This is a genomic window from Lysinibacillus sp. KU-BSD001 (genome assembly GCF_042920265.1).
Taxonomy (GTDB): Bacteria; Bacillota; Bacilli; order Bacillales_A; family Planococcaceae; genus Lysinibacillus_B.
This window is the reverse complement of the sequence record NZ_JBDQZI010000002.1, coordinates 322,349-337,868: the sequence shown is the minus strand read 5'-3', so window position 1 is coordinate 337,868 and position 15,520 is coordinate 322,349. Positions and strand designations below refer to the sequence as shown.

Annotated in this window: 17 protein-coding genes; 12 read left to right on the top strand and 5 right to left on the bottom strand. The window is 41.1% G+C overall.

The window, feature by feature from the left end; translation table 11 throughout:
• The first annotated feature begins 79 nt into the window (after positions 1 to 79).
• From AAGS61_RS04860 to AAGS61_RS04845, 4 genes are read left to right on the top strand one after another with little or no spacing between them, the layout of a single operon-like run.
• Entirely contained in the window at positions 80 to 1,393 is a 1,314-nt protein-coding gene (locus AAGS61_RS04860; protein ID WP_391368107.1) for a TRAP transporter large permease, read from the top strand.
• A gap of 12 nt (positions 1,394 to 1,405) precedes the next feature.
• Positions 1,406 to 1,927, top strand: coding sequence for a TRAP transporter small permease (locus AAGS61_RS04855; RefSeq protein WP_391368104.1), 522 nt, complete (start codon positions 1,406 to 1,408; stop codon positions 1,925 to 1,927).
• A complete protein-coding gene (locus tag AAGS61_RS04850) occupies positions 1,920 to 2,729 on the top strand; it encodes an enoyl-CoA hydratase-related protein (protein WP_391368101.1) in 810 nt (269 codons plus the stop codon). The genes AAGS61_RS04855 and AAGS61_RS04850 overlap by 8 nt, the downstream gene beginning before the upstream one ends.
• A 26-nt stretch (positions 2,730 to 2,755) precedes the next feature.
• Positions 2,756 to 4,249 (top strand): class I adenylate-forming enzyme family protein, encoded by a 1,494-nt coding sequence (locus AAGS61_RS04845; protein ID WP_391368098.1) that lies wholly within the window; start codon positions 2,756 to 2,758, stop codon positions 4,247 to 4,249.
• Positions 4,250 to 4,389: 140 nt separating this feature from the next.
• On the opposite strand, the gene AAGS61_RS04840 is transcribed toward AAGS61_RS04845, so the two are convergent.
• The gene (locus AAGS61_RS04840) at positions 4,390 to 4,998 is read right to left on the bottom strand and encodes a hypothetical protein (RefSeq protein ID WP_391368096.1); all 609 of its coding nucleotides are present in this window, start codon (positions 4,996 to 4,998) and stop codon (positions 4,390 to 4,392) included.
• Between the two features lie 449 nt (positions 4,999 to 5,447).
• Between AAGS61_RS04840 and AAGS61_RS04835 the strand changes: the two genes are divergently transcribed.
• Both AAGS61_RS04835 and cyoE read left to right on the top strand, forming a co-directional pair.
• Entirely contained in the window at positions 5,448 to 5,714 is a 267-nt protein-coding gene (locus tag AAGS61_RS04835) for a hypothetical protein (protein WP_391368094.1), read from the top strand.
• A 130-nt stretch (positions 5,715 to 5,844) separates the two neighbouring features.
• Complete coding sequence (gene cyoE, locus AAGS61_RS04830; protein ID WP_391368091.1) at positions 5,845 to 6,741, top strand: heme o synthase; 897 nt, start codon at positions 5,845 to 5,847, stop codon at positions 6,739 to 6,741.
• A gap of 113 nt (positions 6,742 to 6,854) precedes the next feature.
• On the opposite strand, the gene AAGS61_RS04825 is transcribed toward cyoE, so the two are convergent.
• Together AAGS61_RS04825 and AAGS61_RS04820 are read right to left on the bottom strand one after the other, a co-directional pair.
• Positions 6,855 to 8,294, bottom strand: coding sequence for a tetratricopeptide repeat-containing diguanylate cyclase (locus tag AAGS61_RS04825; protein WP_391368088.1), 1,440 nt, complete (start codon positions 8,292 to 8,294; stop codon positions 6,855 to 6,857).
• 210 nt (positions 8,295 to 8,504) lie between these two features.
• Positions 8,505 to 9,887, bottom strand: a complete 1,383-nt coding sequence (locus tag AAGS61_RS04820) for a dipeptidase (RefSeq protein WP_391368085.1) — start codon at positions 9,885 to 9,887, stop codon at positions 8,505 to 8,507.
• 221 nt (positions 9,888 to 10,108) lie between these two features.
• Between AAGS61_RS04820 and AAGS61_RS04815 the strand changes: the two genes are divergently transcribed.
• Entirely contained in the window at positions 10,109 to 10,654 is a 546-nt protein-coding gene (locus tag AAGS61_RS04815; RefSeq protein ID WP_391368083.1) for an RNA polymerase sigma factor, read from the top strand.
• Positions 10,655 to 10,853: 199 nt separating this feature from the next.
• Here AAGS61_RS04815 and AAGS61_RS04810 read toward each other — a convergent pair whose 3' ends face one another.
• Together AAGS61_RS04810 and spx are read right to left on the bottom strand one after the other, a co-directional pair.
• The gene (locus tag AAGS61_RS04810; protein WP_391368080.1) at positions 10,854 to 11,282 is read right to left on the bottom strand and encodes a MarR family winged helix-turn-helix transcriptional regulator; all 429 of its coding nucleotides are present in this window, start codon (positions 11,280 to 11,282) and stop codon (positions 10,854 to 10,856) included.
• 60 nt (positions 11,283 to 11,342) lie between these two features.
• On the bottom strand, positions 11,343 to 11,744 hold the full coding sequence (spx, locus tag AAGS61_RS04805; RefSeq protein WP_391368078.1) for a transcriptional regulator Spx: 402 nt from the start codon (positions 11,742 to 11,744) through the stop codon (positions 11,343 to 11,345).
• A 448-nt stretch (positions 11,745 to 12,192) separates the two neighbouring features.
• On the opposite strand from spx, the gene AAGS61_RS04800 reads away from it, so the two are divergent.
• From AAGS61_RS04800 to AAGS61_RS04780, 5 genes are all read left to right on the top strand, one after another.
• Complete coding sequence (locus AAGS61_RS04800; RefSeq protein WP_391368075.1) at positions 12,193 to 12,534, top strand: ABC transporter permease; 342 nt, start codon at positions 12,193 to 12,195, stop codon at positions 12,532 to 12,534.
• A gap of 16 nt (positions 12,535 to 12,550) precedes the next feature.
• On the top strand, positions 12,551 to 13,162 hold the full coding sequence (locus AAGS61_RS04795) for a PspA/IM30 family protein (protein WP_391368072.1): 612 nt from the start codon (positions 12,551 to 12,553) through the stop codon (positions 13,160 to 13,162).
• A 118-nt stretch (positions 13,163 to 13,280) separates the two neighbouring features.
• Positions 13,281 to 13,871, top strand: coding sequence for a LiaF domain-containing protein (locus tag AAGS61_RS04790; RefSeq protein ID WP_391368069.1), 591 nt, complete (start codon positions 13,281 to 13,283; stop codon positions 13,869 to 13,871).
• Positions 13,859 to 14,884 carry a sensor histidine kinase gene (locus tag AAGS61_RS04785; protein ID WP_391368066.1) on the top strand — a complete coding sequence of 342 codons (1,026 nt, stop codon included), beginning with the start codon at positions 13,859 to 13,861 and terminating at the stop codon, positions 14,882 to 14,884. The genes AAGS61_RS04790 and AAGS61_RS04785 overlap by 13 nt, the downstream gene beginning before the upstream one ends.
• Positions 14,877 to 15,506, top strand: coding sequence for a response regulator (locus AAGS61_RS04780; protein ID WP_391368063.1), 630 nt, complete (start codon positions 14,877 to 14,879; stop codon positions 15,504 to 15,506). The genes AAGS61_RS04785 and AAGS61_RS04780 overlap by 8 nt, the downstream gene beginning before the upstream one ends.
• Positions 15,507 to 15,520: the final 14 nt, after the last annotated feature.

The following is a 15,520-nucleotide window of genomic DNA, read 5'->3' as shown; positions in this document are numbered from 1 at the left end:
GTTCTTAATGAATCATGATGAAGGATGGAAGGGTGTGTGCTGAAAATTTTTACCCCTTCCTTCCATGGAGGTGATAGTGATGGAAAATATCGTCATTCTAATATGTTTTGTGCTTTTCATTTATTTACTGCTCGTCGGACATTATATTAGCTCGTTAATGTTTGTGGTAGGGATCATCGGGATTTACTTAATCGGTGGCATGGATTTATTAAAAGGATTTCTGCAAAATGAACCGTTTAACCGGGTGGCGGTCTATTCCTTAACAACGATTCCCATGTACATTTTAATGGCGCAATTTATTATCCAATCTGGTATTGTCAAAGATTTATATGGGCTACTTTACCGATTGTCGAGAGGAAAACCAGGTCCCCTTGGCATAATGACGATTTTTCTAGGAGGGCTATTAGGGGGCGTATCAGGTTCTGGAACGGCGACATCTGCTGCCCTTGCACAAATTGCTGTACCTGAGCTAAGGAAACGCGGCTATTCCCCTGAATTAGCGGGAACAATTGCTGCTTGTGCAGGGTCGCTCTCAGCTATCATTCCACCGAGTGTAATTTTAATTTTATACGGAGTAGTCGCCCAAATTTCGATTGGGCAACTTTTTACGGCTGCTTTAATACCAGGCATTTTGCTCATGCTCATATTTTCTCTGATTACCCTTGTGTATTTGAAGATTTATCAAAAGGAAATGAGTGCAACTAATGAGGAGCAGGAGCAATTTGAAGAGGCTGTACCTGTTTCTCGGTATGTCATTGTGGCAATGCTTGGCACAAGTATGGGCGTAGCCATCTTTGGTGGAATTTATTTAGGGATTTTTTCACCAACTGAAGCGGGTGCGGTTGGCGCTTCCCTCGCTTTTGTGATGGCCTTATTACTGAGAAAGGTAAATTGGGCTTTTATGAATACCGCATTAGTCGAAACAGTGAAAATTACGGTCATGGCGATGTTCATTGTAGTTGGCGCTTCTTTGTTTGGACGCTTCATTTCATTATCGCTCGTACCCCGTAAAATTATTGATTTACTGCAACCAATTATCGATCAGCCTGTGCTGATTTTAGTTTTAATTATGATTTTCTACTTTATCCTCTTTATGTTTATCGAAAGTGTAGCCGTTATTTTAATGACTGTGCCAATTTTAACACCGATTTTAGATGTGATTCAGACAGATCCATTATGGTTTGGTATTGCACTCACAATCGTTTGTACCATTGGGATGTTAACGCCTCCTGTCGGTTTAAGTGTATATGTAGTAGGCAGTGTGACGGGTATTTCCATTGAACGGTTGTTTAGGGTATCGACTGTATTTGCCGTTATTAGCTCCATTATCATCATTGCCATACTCATTTTATTCCCTCAGCTTGTCACATGGTTACCGAGTCGAATGCATTAAGGGAGGTATAACATGAAGGGACTTTATAAGACGACCCACATAGGTAGAGAAGTGTGTAAGTACATTAGTTGTTTTGGTGTTTTTACCATGATGCTGCTCATCACAGCGGATGTTTTTATGCGCAATGTGTTTGGTATACCGGTTCCAGGTGTATATGAAATTACGGAAAACTTCCTCATGCCATTAGTTGTATTTCCGGCACTTGGTTATACGTATTGGGTCGGCATCTTGCCTCGATTAACAGAATTAGTCTCGAAAGCACCGCAAAAGTTTCGAATTGTCCACCATTATTTATTGCTAGTCATTGATACCGTTGTATTTGCTTTATTAACGTATTACGGTTTTCAGTTTGCTTTATCGGGATTGAATATTGGCATGGCCATTCCAGTAGCAGGAAAGTTAGTCCCGATTTGGCCCATTTATTTTTTAGTGCCACTCGGATTTTTCTTAGTATTACTTGAAGTGTTAATGCGCTTCGTTAAAAAAGAAGGAGATATTATATCTCCTAATGTAAGTGGGGATGAGCATGTTTGAAACAATTGAAACGACGCTGGAACAAGGCATTTTAACTGTTACATTGAATCGACCAGAAGCATTAAACAGCTATACGTACAAAATGAGTGAAGAGTTAGAGCAGTTATTTGATGAAGCAAAGGAGAATGACCAAGTACGTGTCATCATCGTCACGGGGAAAGGTCACGCCTTTTGTGCAGGCATGGACTTATCTGCGAGTGAGAATCCGTTTAAAGTCGAGGTGACAGAAGAGCAATTCCGTGATATTGGAGGAAAGGTGAGCTTGAAAATATACGAGCTCAATAAACCGATTATAGCGGCGATCAATGGTGCAGCTGTTGGAATTGGCCTTACGATGACGCTCCCGATGGATATTCGAATTGTGAAAAAGGATGCGAAAGTAGGGTTTGTGTTTGCAAGAAGAGGGATTGGACCAGAAGCATGTTCAGGGTGGTTTTTAACGAAACATGTTGGGCTTGGAAAAGCATTGGAATGGATGTATTCAGGGCGCTATATTTCAACGGCAGAAGGGATAGTGGCAGGCTTATTCCAATACGAAGTGGATGACCCGTTGCAAAAAGCGCAAGAAATCGCAGCGGAAATCATACGCTATACAGCCGCCACCTCGAATGCATTTACGAGAAAGTTGCTGTGGACGATGGTGAATGCACCGCATCCGTTTTCCTCACATGCGGCAGAATCGAAATTTTTATATTGGGCTTCTCGCCAAAAGGATGCATACGAAGGGATTCAATCATTTATGGAAAAACGCAATCCACAGTTTCCGTTGAAAGCTTCCGATTTACCACTGTTTTTTGACTAATTTTCTCGAGGGGAAGGGTGTTCAATTTGTTCATCACAAATATGTTGAAGCAGTATGCCACATCAAAAGCAGACCGTATCGTAGCACAGTTTAAAGGGGAAACATTAACGTATCAGGAGTTGTATAAGCAAGCGGAATGTGTAGCGGCATATTTACAGCAAAAGGGCTATAAAAAAGGCGATATCGCGGCCATTTATATGCATAATTCCAATCAGTTTTTAGTGAGCTACTTTGGCGTACAACTGCTAGGGATGGCGGCTATGCCAATCAATACAAAGTTAGCAGTTCCTGAGGTGCAATATATTTTGAATCATTCTGAAGCAAAAGTACTCATTTGTGATCAAGTGCTGGAGGAGAATGTGCTGGCGACAGGATATGTTTTTGAAGAAGTCATTAGTAGTGAAGGGACTTTACAAGACATTGTAGGAGATACTTCACTCGGTGATGCCTTTACTCCTGTTGAAGTAGATCCGGATGAAATGGCGGTTGTTATGTATACATCAGGTACGACAGGGAAGCCAAAAGGGGTCATGCTGTCGCAACGAAATGTATATGAAACGGCAAAAATTTGGGCGGAGTCTATGGAAATGACAGAACAGGACCGAATGTTCATTTGTACACCGCTATTCCATTGTGCAGGCAGTCATGTATTTGCTGTACCGACAATTTATGCGGGTGGCACGGTAATTATTGAAGAGGCTTTTTCACCAGAAAAGACATTACAGCAATTAGTGGAAACAGAGGCAACCATTTTCTTCGGCGTACCAGCTATGTATACGATTTTGTTAAGTCGCCCGGATACAAGAACATTGGCGTTTCCGCATTTACGATTGTTTTGTTATGGTGCAGCACCGATGCCCTATGAAATATTACGCCAGTTAAAAGAGGCGTTCCCGCAAGTGCGTGTACAAAATTTATATGGTCAAACAGAAAATACACCTGCCGCTTCGTCATTATTAGATGAACAAGCATTAGAAAAAATCGGCTCTGTCGGTCGGCCGCTCGTACGGACAGAAGTGCAAGTCGTCGATGAACACGGAGAGCCTTTACCGACAGGTGCTGTTGGAGAGATTATAGTCAAGGGTCCACAAGTGATGATTGGCTATTTAAAGAACCCTGAAGAAACCGCTCGTACACTAAAGAATGGGTGGCTGTATTCTGGTGATTTAGGTCGTTTTGATGAGGAAGGCTATTTATATATTGTCGATCGTAAAAAAGATATGATGATCCGTGGTGGAGAGAATGTGTATCCGATTGAAATTGAGGATGTGTTATATCAAATCCCGGAAATTTTAGAAACAGCTGTTGTCGGTGTACCTCATGAAGTGTACGGTGAGGTTCCGAAGGCGTATGTGGTGTTAAAAGAAGGGCAGACGCTAGATGCCGATGCGATTCTGGCGTATTGTGCGAAAAATTTAGCGAAGTATAAAGTACCAGCTGAAATTGAATTCATGGATATGCTTCCACGAAATGCATCGGGGAAAGTGTTGAAGCATACGTTGAAAGTGCAGCATGCATAGGGTAGTACCTGTATAGTACCAGGTACAAAGGTGGTACTACGATGGTACGAAGGTGGTACAAAGGCGGCAATACGCTGGTACCCACAACCCAAAAAGCTGAATGGCGACGGCCATTCAGCTTTTTTGTCTATCCCGAACTTCTAACAATATACGACTTCTCTCTGCTTCACCAAGCTGTTTGTTTGTTGAATGGACTGCTTGATAATTTGCTCACTACGTTGAAAGTGAGCATTGTCTCGTGTAAGCAAAGATGTTGTAAGGCATTGTTTAAGGTAAATGGCTTTTCTGCTGACAGGAGATAGGTGTTCGGTAGTGCGCAAATAATACTCTCGCTTTTGACCAAGTTTAAAAATAGCTGCGGCAATTTCTGCATTTTCTTCCACTAAAACAAAATCAACCCAACGCATAAAATAGAGTGCTAAGTAGTAGCTAAAGATAAATAAACGATCCGCATCCTCTTTCCATGTCTGTGTCATCTCAGCAATTTCCGCTGAATTGTTTAGCAATGTTGCAAAGTAATAGTCACATCGGTGGATAAAGTGTTGCTCCATATTTGGTATGGTGATAAATGGGTAATGCCGAATAAATACCCAACAGTTTAATACAGCTGCAAGTGCATTATCACGATTATGAATTTTGACAGTAAGAGGCGTGAGTACGTCCGCCCATGTTGTGTAAAGTACTTCAAATTCCTTAAGTTCTATTGGTGAAATGGGGTATAAAGAATGTTGAATTGTAAGATTTTTCATTTTCTCTATTGATTCTTCCTTTCAATTGCCAAGACTACTATACATGAAATGACAGTGATATATGATGGATATAATACGATACTAAAGAGAAAGAGGATTATACTAGGAAGAATCTATTTAATCTGTTTATTATCCTCTTAATGGAAGCACTTTGCTTTTTGATTTTTTACATTTATCCATCCTATGGTTGGACCAATTTTTACATTTGCTATTCTTGTGGTTAGACCAGTTTTTGCATGGCTAATCATTGTGGGGGAAATGATTGGCTAGCAATTCGATTTTTTGTGATTTACGGGAATGAGCAAACTTATAATATATATGCACATCGTAAATGAAATATTACATGTTTTTATTTTTTTTATTAATTTTATCCCGCTATTAAAATTTATAGGAAGACACGTGTTAGTGCAATAAATTCGGGAATAATACGAGCAAAAAGAGGTGCTCGTATGCAGATTTATGGGATTGAGCAATGTGATGTATGTTTTGATTTAATCGATATCGTTAGCCGGAAGCAACATCAATTCGTCCATTCTTATAATGTGAATTGCTTATTGTGCGAGACATGTTACGAGAAAATACTGGATATGACGGAAGAACAACTCGATTATTTTTTTCCGCCGCATATTAAACGGCAAGTCGTATATAAATATGAAGGTGTCCCATTTATGAAGTGGGTAGGTCGTTCATCGTCCTCTAAAGGCTATTGGTATTAGCGAAATACCGTCTCTTTCTCCACAACTTGTGTCTTTTGTGAGAAAAAGCTCTAGCATAATGGAAGTTAGACATAGGTTAGGGTATAATTATATGAAGTGATTATATGAGGGAGCATTTAATAGAGACAAAATGGTGAATCAATCATATTCAAAATTATGGGCACAGGCAGTCAAGACGGGGATTATTAAGTCCAATTTAGTCCCGATGGTCGCTGGCTTAATGCTCGCATTATATACTTATGAACTTAGTTTTATCGATAATATTTGGAAAGTCGTGTTCGCTTTAGCTGGTACAGCCGCCGTTATTGCAGCGGCAGGTTCGTTTAATAATGTGTATGACCGCGATATTGACGCTGTTATGCCGCGCACGAAAGTTCGGCCAACTGTAACAGGGGCATTGAGTGTAAAAACAGTATTAATTGCTGCAGTAATTTTATTAATTGTAGGGATTGTTTTACTTTATTTTACAACACCATTAGCCGCATTATTGGGGTTTCTTGGTGTGTTTTTCTATGTTGTGCCCTATACAATGTGGACAAAGCGTCGGACGATTTGGAATACAGAAGTCGGTAGTATTTCCGGTGCGATGCCGCCATTAATCGGTTGGGCCGCAGTGGCACCAGATATTTGGCATCCAGCATGCTGGGCCTTATTTATCATTATGGTCATTTGGCAAATGCCGCATTTTTACGCGATTGCCATTCGAAAGCGTGAGGATTATGCCGCAGCCAATATCCCGATGTTACCGGTTGTAAAAGGTGAACGCCGCACATACATTCAAACGAATGTGTATTTAGTATTAGTCATGCTAACAAGCTTGTTATTCTATCCGCTTAGTCTCGGACTGACAATCGTGTCGTTTGTGCTTGGCGGTGCGTGGTTATGGTTAAGCTTTGTTGGCTACCACAAGATGGAAGGGAAAACGTGGGCTAACAAGATGTTTACGTATTCGTTGTTCCATATGGTGGTTTTATTTGCCACAGTTATTATTTACTCCGCAGTCGGATTAATCTTACGTGCTCTATAAGCTATGAAAAACCCTTGAAGCGAATGTGCTTTGAGGGTTTTTGGCGTTTTAATGGGGAAAGTCGCGTAAAACCATAAGAAACCCGCGTAAAAACCCCCAACAAAAAACCACCCTTATGCGTAAGGATGGTTCATATGAGACAGGGAGACAACTTGATTTTTTCCTTGGCTTTTCGCCATATAAAGTGCTTGGTCAGCGATACGAAACAACTGCTTAAATTTACGGGCAATGACACTTGAGTTACAGACGACCCCCATACTAATCGTAAACTGCACATTGTATCCTTCACCTGAAACCGTCATATTTGTAAGCGCGTTGAATATGTCATTTACTTTATTGGCTATTTGCTGCTGGGAAAAGTTTTTCAGTAAAATCACGAACTCATCTCCACCGTAGCGCCCAATCAATGTTTGTTCTTCCTGTACAATTTTCCGACACTGTTGTCCGACAGCCGCAATTACTTCATCCCCGACGAGATGTCCGTAATAATCATTAATCGACTTGAAGTTGTCTACATCAAATACAAGGCAACAAATATGATCGCTTGTTTCTCGTGCTTCCGTTAACCAATGATCGCAGGTGGACTCCAAATAGTGGCGTGTATATACACCGGATAGCGGGTCCATATTCGCTCGCTGTTCCATTGTGGAAATGCTATGCTCGATGTCCAGCTCCCTCACTTTTGAAAACAGGCGCCCTTTGTACACTTGTTTTAGCATGTCAGCGTGTTTTTTCATATACTCATAGGCATTTTTGAAGCACTGCTGTTGTTCATACGCTTGCGCATGATAAAAATAAATCCGTTTGAGCAACACATAGTTATTCGTAGATAGCGCGATGATTTCTGCTTCCGATAAATAAGTAATCGCCTCGGTAAGTCGTTCTTGCTTTAGGGCAAGTAACCCTTTTGTATATAAATAATAACTGCGCTCACGCTGATTACTTTGAATAAAAGGGTTAGGTGAGAGTAATTCCAGTATTTGTGCTACATCAGTAAAGCGCTCCAGATGCACATAGGCGATAGCAAGACTACAGTAAATTTGGCAATGTAAGCGCACCTCTTCTGCGCAATGCGTTTTCGCGATCGCTAGCGCTTCTTGTGCCATAGTAAGCGCTTCTTCATAATGTTCTGTTACGAGATGAAAATTACTCATCATGCGATAGCTTTTACTTAATTCGTAAGGCAAGTTGAGCATTTGTGCGAGGCGAATACATTCTTCCGTTGCTTTTTTTGCTTTATCGTAATGTTGCTCATATTCATAGATCAAGGCGTAAATGTGGCATAAATTATAGTGTTCGTGCGGACTACCGTACTCATCGCATAACTGTTTGTACTGAAGTGTACTTTGAAAGGCATTTTCCATTTGTCCTAAACAATAGTAGCAAGACGCAATATTAATATGAGCAATCATGGCGCCATATGGATTGTTATGCTGCTCAAATTCTTCTAGAAAGGTGCACATGACGTCAATGGCTCCGTGATAATGCCCATCAGCAAATAGTTGGTCGTAATGTGATTCTACATGTGGAACGGGTTTATATTTTATACTCATTTTGTCACCTACTCTCTATTAGGAGAAAATTACTAGTCTACATAAATCATTTATATATATTAATTATACTATTTATCCAAAATTTAGGGTATATGTTTAGGGGGTATTTTAGTGTAGATTTTATGAAAAATTGTTTTTTCCTAGTGATATGTAGTGAGAAAATAGAAAAACCTGCACGCTTAGAGGGCGCAGGTGTTAGTGTGAAGTTTTTTACAGTTTCAGTGTCGCGACTTCATATAAATAGTCGCCTAATACACGAAGTCCTTTATCGAAGTTTTCGAGATGGAAGTGCTCGTTTGGCGCATGGAAGTTTTCGCTTGATAAACCGAAGCCCATTAGTACGACAGGTAAATCAAGAATTTGGTCAAATGCTGCTACAATCGGAATCGAGCCCCCGCCACGTATATAAGCAGTCGGCACGTCATACACACGCTCATACGAACGACCTGCTGCTTGGATCACAGGGTGGTCAAACGGCGTGATGAACGGTGCCCCTTTATCAAATTCTGAAATCGTAATATCCACACCAGCAGGCTTATGCTTCTCCACATGTACTTTTAGTAGGGCAACAATTTCATCTGGATCTTGATTTGGCACAAGGCGGCATGTAATTTTCGCACCCGCTTCAGCAGGCAGAACCGTTTTAATGCCTTCACCAGAGAAGCCACCGAATACGCCGTTTACTTCTAACGTCGGGCGTGCCCATATTTGCTCCAAATAAGAGTAGCCCGCTTCACCGAATAGTTCGTTCACGCCAACTTCTTCTTTTAATGCCTCTTCGTCAAAGTTCAGGTCGCGGTAAGCTTGGCGCTCGTCTTCTGATAACGGGAGGACTTTGTCATAGAAGCCTTCTACTTGAATCGTGCCGTGCTCATCGCGGAATGACGCTAAAATGTCAGCTAATGCATGAATCGCATTTTGGACGCCGCCACCATAAAGACCCGAGTGTAGGTCGCCCTTTGCTCCGCGCACATCAACTTGAATACCTGTTAAGCCGCGTAGTCCGTAGCAAACAGCTGGCTTACCTGGTGCATAAAGCCCCGTATCTGAAATTAAAATTAAATCGGCTGCAAGCTTTTCTTTATGTTTTTCTACATAAGGCGGTAAGTTCGGGCTGCCGATTTCTTCTTCCCCTTCAATGATGAATTTCACGTTTACTGGGAGTGTGCCATCTAACGCAAATAAGGCTTCGATTGTTTTTAAGTGCATAAATACTTGCCCTTTATCATCGGAAGCACCGCGCGCGAATAATTTATTGTCACGCACTTGCGGGTCAAACGGCGGCGTTTCCCACAGATGTAATGGGTCCACTGGTTGCACATCGTAGTGTCCGTAAAATAGGATAGTTGGCTTGCCAGGTGCATGGAGCCAGTCACCGTAAACGACAGGGTGACCACCTGTTTCATCGATTGAGATGTTTTCGAGGTTGACGCGTTTCATTGCAGCGGCTAACCAGGAAGCGGCCACTTGCATATGTTGTTTGTGTTCAGATAGGGAAGAAATACTTTGGATCCGTAAAAAAGCGTTTAGTTCTGTTAAGTGTTTGTCACGATTTTCAGCAAAATAAGCATCTAAGTTGGCTAAATGACTCATTTGTGAGCCTCCTTCAATAATTCGATAATAGAAATAGTATACCATATGGACTGGTTGGGCTGAAATGTTGAGGACCTTTATCACATGAATCACTATATTACAAAAGATTTCACTTCACCTTACATCATTGTAAGGTAAATGAAAGCAAATCCGATAGAGTGTAAGAAATAATTCTGCGAAAATAAACTTAACAAAACGAACGCTACATGGAGGCGATCTTTATGAATGAAAAACTAACTTTAATTTATAATGAATTTCATCGATATATTTATCATTTATGTTTAAAATTAACACGCAACACTTCAGAAGCAGAGGATTTAATGCAAGAAGTGTGGGTAAAAGTTGTCCGCTATGAGGATAACTTGACAGAAGTGGACCATGTAAAAGCTTGGCTGACAACGATTACAATGAATACTTTCCGCGACCGCTATCGCAAAAATGTACGCCGTAGTAAATACATGATGAGTCAACCTGAAACATTAGACGTACCGATTTTAGATTTGGTTCCCAACAATGACATTTCAACAGAGGAACAAATCGTCAAAACAGAAATTACGCAAATTGTACAAGAAAAAATGCGTCAGCTAGATGGCATTTATCAAAAAACATTATGGTATTTCTATGTCGATCAATATTCATTAGCGGAAATTTCAACGATTATGAAAGTATCTGTCGGTACAGTGAAATCACGTTTATTCCGTGCAAAAGCAAGACTAAAGGAAATTTTGTTAGCAGATCAAAAACTAGAAGCTGTTGTAACAGCTTAATCTTTCGCATAACGTCTATTGTGGCGTTATGCTTTTTTGTTTGGTTCGGAGAGGGGAGGGGCTGCGAGCAAAACGAATGCGCAAGCGGTCAAAAGCCACCCGCATCCGAGCAAAAAGCTAGGCTATCCGATCAAAATCAACCCCAACCCCACCCTAAAACTCAAAAAAATCCACGAGAATAATAGATTCTCGTGGATTTTTAACTGTCATGCACACATTTATTAAAAATGGTACGCATTGTGTCGATTTCTTCTTCGGTTAGCATGCCGAACAAATGGTTAATGAGTGTATCAATTTGTTTTCGAGATTGCTCCAATACATGAAGTCCCTGTGCTGTAATGGAGATTTGGGCAGCACGGCGATCATTTTCGCTTTGTGTTTTTTCTATAAAACCAGACTTTAATAGTTTTGTCGTAAGCACCGTTACGCCACCCGTTGTGACCTTCAAACGATCGGCGATAGCCGAGGGACGCTTTGGCCCTTCGCTTGCCAAATATTCAAGAATTAAAATATGAGATTTAGAAAAACCAAGTTCATTGTGGTTATTCCATTCATTCGCGACTTTACGTTCAAGGGCAGACATTGATTCGAACAGAGCAGCTAGGCTTTCTTTTCTTTTCTGGTCCATTTTGTTCAACTCCAACACAGTCTTTCGCAAATTTATGTAAAAAAAGGAAAGCGGATGACATTACTCAACCGCTAATTGTTGTAAGGCATTTAGTTCAAACGCACGAACTTTCCGTGGAATGAAACGACGAATGTCCATTTCATTATAGCCAACTTGGATGCGTTTTTCATCCAATAGAATAGGGCTACGTAGCATACGAGGATGCTGTTGAATTAAATTGAACAACTCCTGAATCGATAATTGATCAATATCGACTTGTAAATTTTTAAAATCATTGGAGTTTGTCGCAATGATTTCATCTGTTCCGTCTTCCGTCATACTTAAAATATTTTTAAATTCAGCTAGAGTAAGTGGCTGTGATGTAATACGTTTTTCAGTGTAAGCAATATTATTTTCATTTAACCATTTTAAAGCTTTTCGTGATGAGGAACAGCTAGATTGTGTATAAATTGTTACTGACATAATGAAATTCCTCGCTTTCGATTGTTTGATTTTTGAAATAGCTTACGAATAAGATAATTATTATACTTTTATCTTACTAGTAAGATATATGTTTTGCAAGTGTTTTTTTTGTAAATAAACTGTGTATGTAAAAGTTTATCCATTTACTTGTATACCCAGCTCTTTATAAATATATACGTCGTTTTTGAGAAAAAGTTTCAGAAAAATGCTATTCATTTACTCAGAACGAAAAAATACCTACAAGTAACCTATTGGTGAGTCAAAAGGCGGTATTAGTATGTATGATTCTATTTCCGTTCTCATGCATTATATAGAAATAAAATTTTCCATTACTGGGGGATGAGGGCATATCCGCCTCTAGACGGAGAGGAAAATCCATTCGTGGACGGTTAAAGGAAATCGCGATTCCAAGTACGATAAGTGTAACAAAACGAAAGGAGCACAACAGATGAAGAACTTTTTAAAATACACGGCAGTTGGTTTTGTCGTCATTATGTTAATAGCGATTTTAGGGCCCATGATTGGAGGATTTTTACTTGGTGCAGCGATCGCCATCTTTGGGGTTTGGGGCTATCAACGCAGTCAGTCGCTCGTCATGAAGCTGCTCAATATCACGATTGTCGCGGCGGGTGTCATGTTTGCGATTGGGAGTGTGCCATTCCTTCTATTATTAGCGGCACCTGTAGTCGGTTACTACACATATAAAGTATGTAAAGACGGTAACATCAAATTAAAAGAGCAAGACCCATTCGACAACTTTGAAGTCGAGTGGAGCAAATTAACGAAATAATAAGGAGCGAGTACACATGAATGTATTACAACGTTTAAGTACAACAGTAGAGGCTATGTTACATGATTTATTTGATTCGGCGGAGCGCAAAAATCCAATTGGGATGCTGAATCAATATGTTCGTCAGGCAGAGAAGGAAACAGAAAAAGTAGGGAAACTCGTGACACGTCAGTACGAGTTGAAAGAGAAAATTGCTGCTGAATTACGAGAAGTAGAGGGGAAACTCGCAAAACGTATGGAGCAAGTAGCATTAGCGGAAGCAGCAGGGGAGCAAGATTTAATCGACTTTACACAAGCAGAGGTGCAAGCGTATACGAGCCGAAAAGCATTGCTACAACAAAGCTACGAGGAAGCAGCGGCAGAGCATACGAAGCTGGAGCAACAATTTGAACAAATGAAGCACCGTCTACAAGATATGAAAGTGCGCCAATTGCAATTAATGAGTAAGGAAAATGTCGCGCATGCGAATTATCGTATGCAAGAAGTTTCGTCCAAGCAAGCGGACATGCATACAGGTAAATTTGACGATGCCGCCGATTATATTGACCGTCTCGCATTTAAAGTAAATCACAATTATGAAGTGACAACTTTCGAACGACGTTTAGCTGCACTGGAGCAAAAGCAATAGTAAATCGTCTACAGATGGTATTGTTTTTACATTTTACCTAAAAATAAGTGTAGATAAAGTCAAACACCGACTTTGTCTACACTTTTCGTTGTAAAATAAATGAGGAGGTGGGCAACAAATGAAAAATACAATACTGATCATTATTGGACTCATTATTTTTGTTGAACTATTTCTTTTTCATAACGGTGGGGTATGGTTCTTATTGTTTGCCTTTGCTCTTTATCGATTAAGTGTGCGTAAAGGGGAAAAAATGTACGCTGTCGCCGCACTGATCTTTTTCCTATTAGCGCTGTTGTCAATGGTGACAGTGAGGTGGCTTGTACCAGTAGCGGTAATCTATTGGCTGTATACACGACACCGAAAAGAGTTGTACGTCGCGGGTCCGTATATGACGCCAGAAAAGCCGTATGCTTGGCAGCAACAAGCAGTGACCCGTCTATTTGGCAACATCACCATCGATGCAACGAACACGATTTTGCCGTTAGAGCCGACGTTCATTTCGGTGTTTCAAGGCATTGGTAAAACAACGATTTTCGTTCCGTATGATGTGGCCTGTACCATTGCGGTCAATCAAGGATTCGGAAAAGTGCTCATTAATGGGCACGTGATGGACGCGAAAAAACACGTGTTGCTCGATGAAGGGGCAAGACGAACATGTATGATTCACGTATCAAATGGACTGGGCGAGGTGGAAATATGGCAAAAATAATTGGCTTTTGCTTTCGTACACTATTGCTCATGATTTTGTTAGGTGTTTTTGTGTATGGGGCGCTCCTCTTGTTATACGGTCAGCCAAGTGAAAAAAATTGGCGACCGCTCATAGAAGAGTCACTTTATACGAATGGGGTGCCGCATATCGCGATGATTGTGCTCGGTATTCTAATCGCGAGTTTTCTCATTTCGCTGTGGATGACGTTTATTATTGTATCGAAGGATTTTCAAACGAGTAGACAAATCAAGCGATTACTCGATATTGAACGGTATAAGGAGCCGACATTATCACCGCGCGCAACACGCAAGTCGTTAACCGAAGTAGCGGAGCTCATCGACCAGCAGCGCAAAACGTTACACCGCATTACAAATGAAAAAGTAGAAGCCGATGAAACGATTGTCCGGCAGCGTTTAGTCGAAGAAAGGCAACGACTCGCAAGGGAATTACATGATTCGGTCTCCCAGCAATTATTTGCCGCATCGATGCTGTTATCAAGCGTTACCGAACATAATGAAGACGCCGCGATTTTAGTGCAGATCGAAAAAATTGTCCAGCAAGCACAGCTCGAAATGCGGGCACTCCTGTTACATTTACGCCCGATTGCTTTACAAAATAAAACGTTAGCACAAGGGTTACGAGAGCTAATCGAAGAATTGCAGCAAAAGGCGAATATGGAACTACATTATGAGCTAGTCGATGTGCCGTTAACGAAAGCGCAGGAAGACCATTTATTCCGCATTGCGCAAGAGGCATTATCGAATACACTGCGACACGCAAAAGCAACCGATGTCGAGCTACTTTTAATGGAAAGAGAAAAAATGTATATTTTGCGTATTCAAGATAATGGGGTAGGCTTTGACATGCAAAATGAAAAGCTCGGCTCATACGGACTGAAAAATATCGTCGAACGTGCAACGGAAATCGGTGGGGTATGTACGGTGACATCGGTTGTGGGGCAGGGGACAAAGATTGAAGTCCAAATTGCGAAAGGGGTTTTGGTAGATGATTAGAATCGTCGTGGCAGATGATCATGAAATGGTGCGCATTGGCGTCGTCGCCTATCTGTCGGCACAGGCAGATATGGAAGTAGTCGGGGAAGCAGCAGATGGTGTTGAAGCAGTGGAAAAGGCGCTCGCGTTACGCCCGGATATCGTGCTTCTTGATAATGTGATGCCGAATATGACTGGGGTAGAAGCGGCAACAGACATTTTAAAGCAGTGGCCCGAAGCAAAAATTATGATGGTCACAAGCTTTTTAGACGATGACAAAGTATACCCAGCACTAGAAGCAGGTGCAGTCAGTTATTTACTAAAAACATCGAATGCAAAGCAAATTGCCGATGCAATTCGTCGTACCGTCAACGGGGAATCTGTATTAGAGCCAGAAGTGACAGCGAAAATGATGCAACGCTTGCGCCGCCCGAATACGACGGCACTGCATGATGAGTTAACAGAGCGTGAAATGGAAGTATTGCTCCTACTCGCCCAAGGGAAAACGAATCAACACATTGCCGATGAACTATTCATTGGGATTAAAACGGTAAAAACACATGTGAGCAATATTTTATCAAAGCTCGATGTACAAGACCGTACACAGGCAGTCGTATATGCCTTTCAACAGGGGCTTGTCTAAACAAAAAGCATTCG

Bases quoted from the DNA above. Each gene is read 5' to 3' on its own strand.
- cyoE (WP_391368091.1), top strand. From the start codon at position 5,845: ATGGTGAATCAATCATATTCAAAATTATGGGCACAGGCAGTCAAGACG.
- AAGS61_RS04785 (WP_391368066.1), top strand. From the start codon at position 13,859: ATGGCAAAAATAATTGGCTTTTGCTTTCGTACACTATTGCTCATGATT.
- AAGS61_RS04815 (WP_391368083.1), top strand. From the start codon at position 10,109: ATGAATGAAAAACTAACTTTAATTTATAATGAATTTCATCGATATATT.
- AAGS61_RS04850 (WP_391368101.1), top strand. From the start codon at position 1,920: ATGTTTGAAACAATTGAAACGACGCTGGAACAAGGCATTTTAACTGTT.
- AAGS61_RS04810 (WP_391368080.1), bottom strand. From the start codon at position 11,282: ATGGACCAGAAAAGAAAAGAAAGCCTAGCTGCTCTGTTCGAATCAATG.
- AAGS61_RS04790 (WP_391368069.1), top strand. From the start codon at position 13,281: ATGAAAAATACAATACTGATCATTATTGGACTCATTATTTTTGTTGAA.
- AAGS61_RS04855 (WP_391368104.1), top strand. From the start codon at position 1,406: ATGAAGGGACTTTATAAGACGACCCACATAGGTAGAGAAGTGTGTAAG.
- AAGS61_RS04820 (WP_391368085.1), bottom strand. From the start codon at position 9,887: ATGAGTCATTTAGCCAACTTAGATGCTTATTTTGCTGAAAATCGTGAC.
- AAGS61_RS04795 (WP_391368072.1), top strand. From the start codon at position 12,551: ATGAATGTATTACAACGTTTAAGTACAACAGTAGAGGCTATGTTACAT.
- AAGS61_RS04780 (WP_391368063.1), top strand. From the start codon at position 14,877: ATGATTAGAATCGTCGTGGCAGATGATCATGAAATGGTGCGCATTGGC.
- AAGS61_RS04800 (WP_391368075.1), top strand. From the start codon at position 12,193: ATGAAGAACTTTTTAAAATACACGGCAGTTGGTTTTGTCGTCATTATG.
- AAGS61_RS04840 (WP_391368096.1), bottom strand. From the start codon at position 4,998: ATGAAAAATCTTACAATTCAACATTCTTTATACCCCATTTCACCAATA.
- AAGS61_RS04835 (WP_391368094.1), top strand. From the start codon at position 5,448: ATGCAGATTTATGGGATTGAGCAATGTGATGTATGTTTTGATTTAATC.
- AAGS61_RS04860 (WP_391368107.1), top strand. From the start codon at position 80: ATGGAAAATATCGTCATTCTAATATGTTTTGTGCTTTTCATTTATTTA.
- AAGS61_RS04825 (WP_391368088.1), bottom strand. From the start codon at position 8,294: ATGAGTATAAAATATAAACCCGTTCCACATGTAGAATCACATTACGAC.
- spx (WP_391368078.1), bottom strand. From the start codon at position 11,744: ATGTCAGTAACAATTTATACACAATCTAGCTGTTCCTCATCACGAAAA.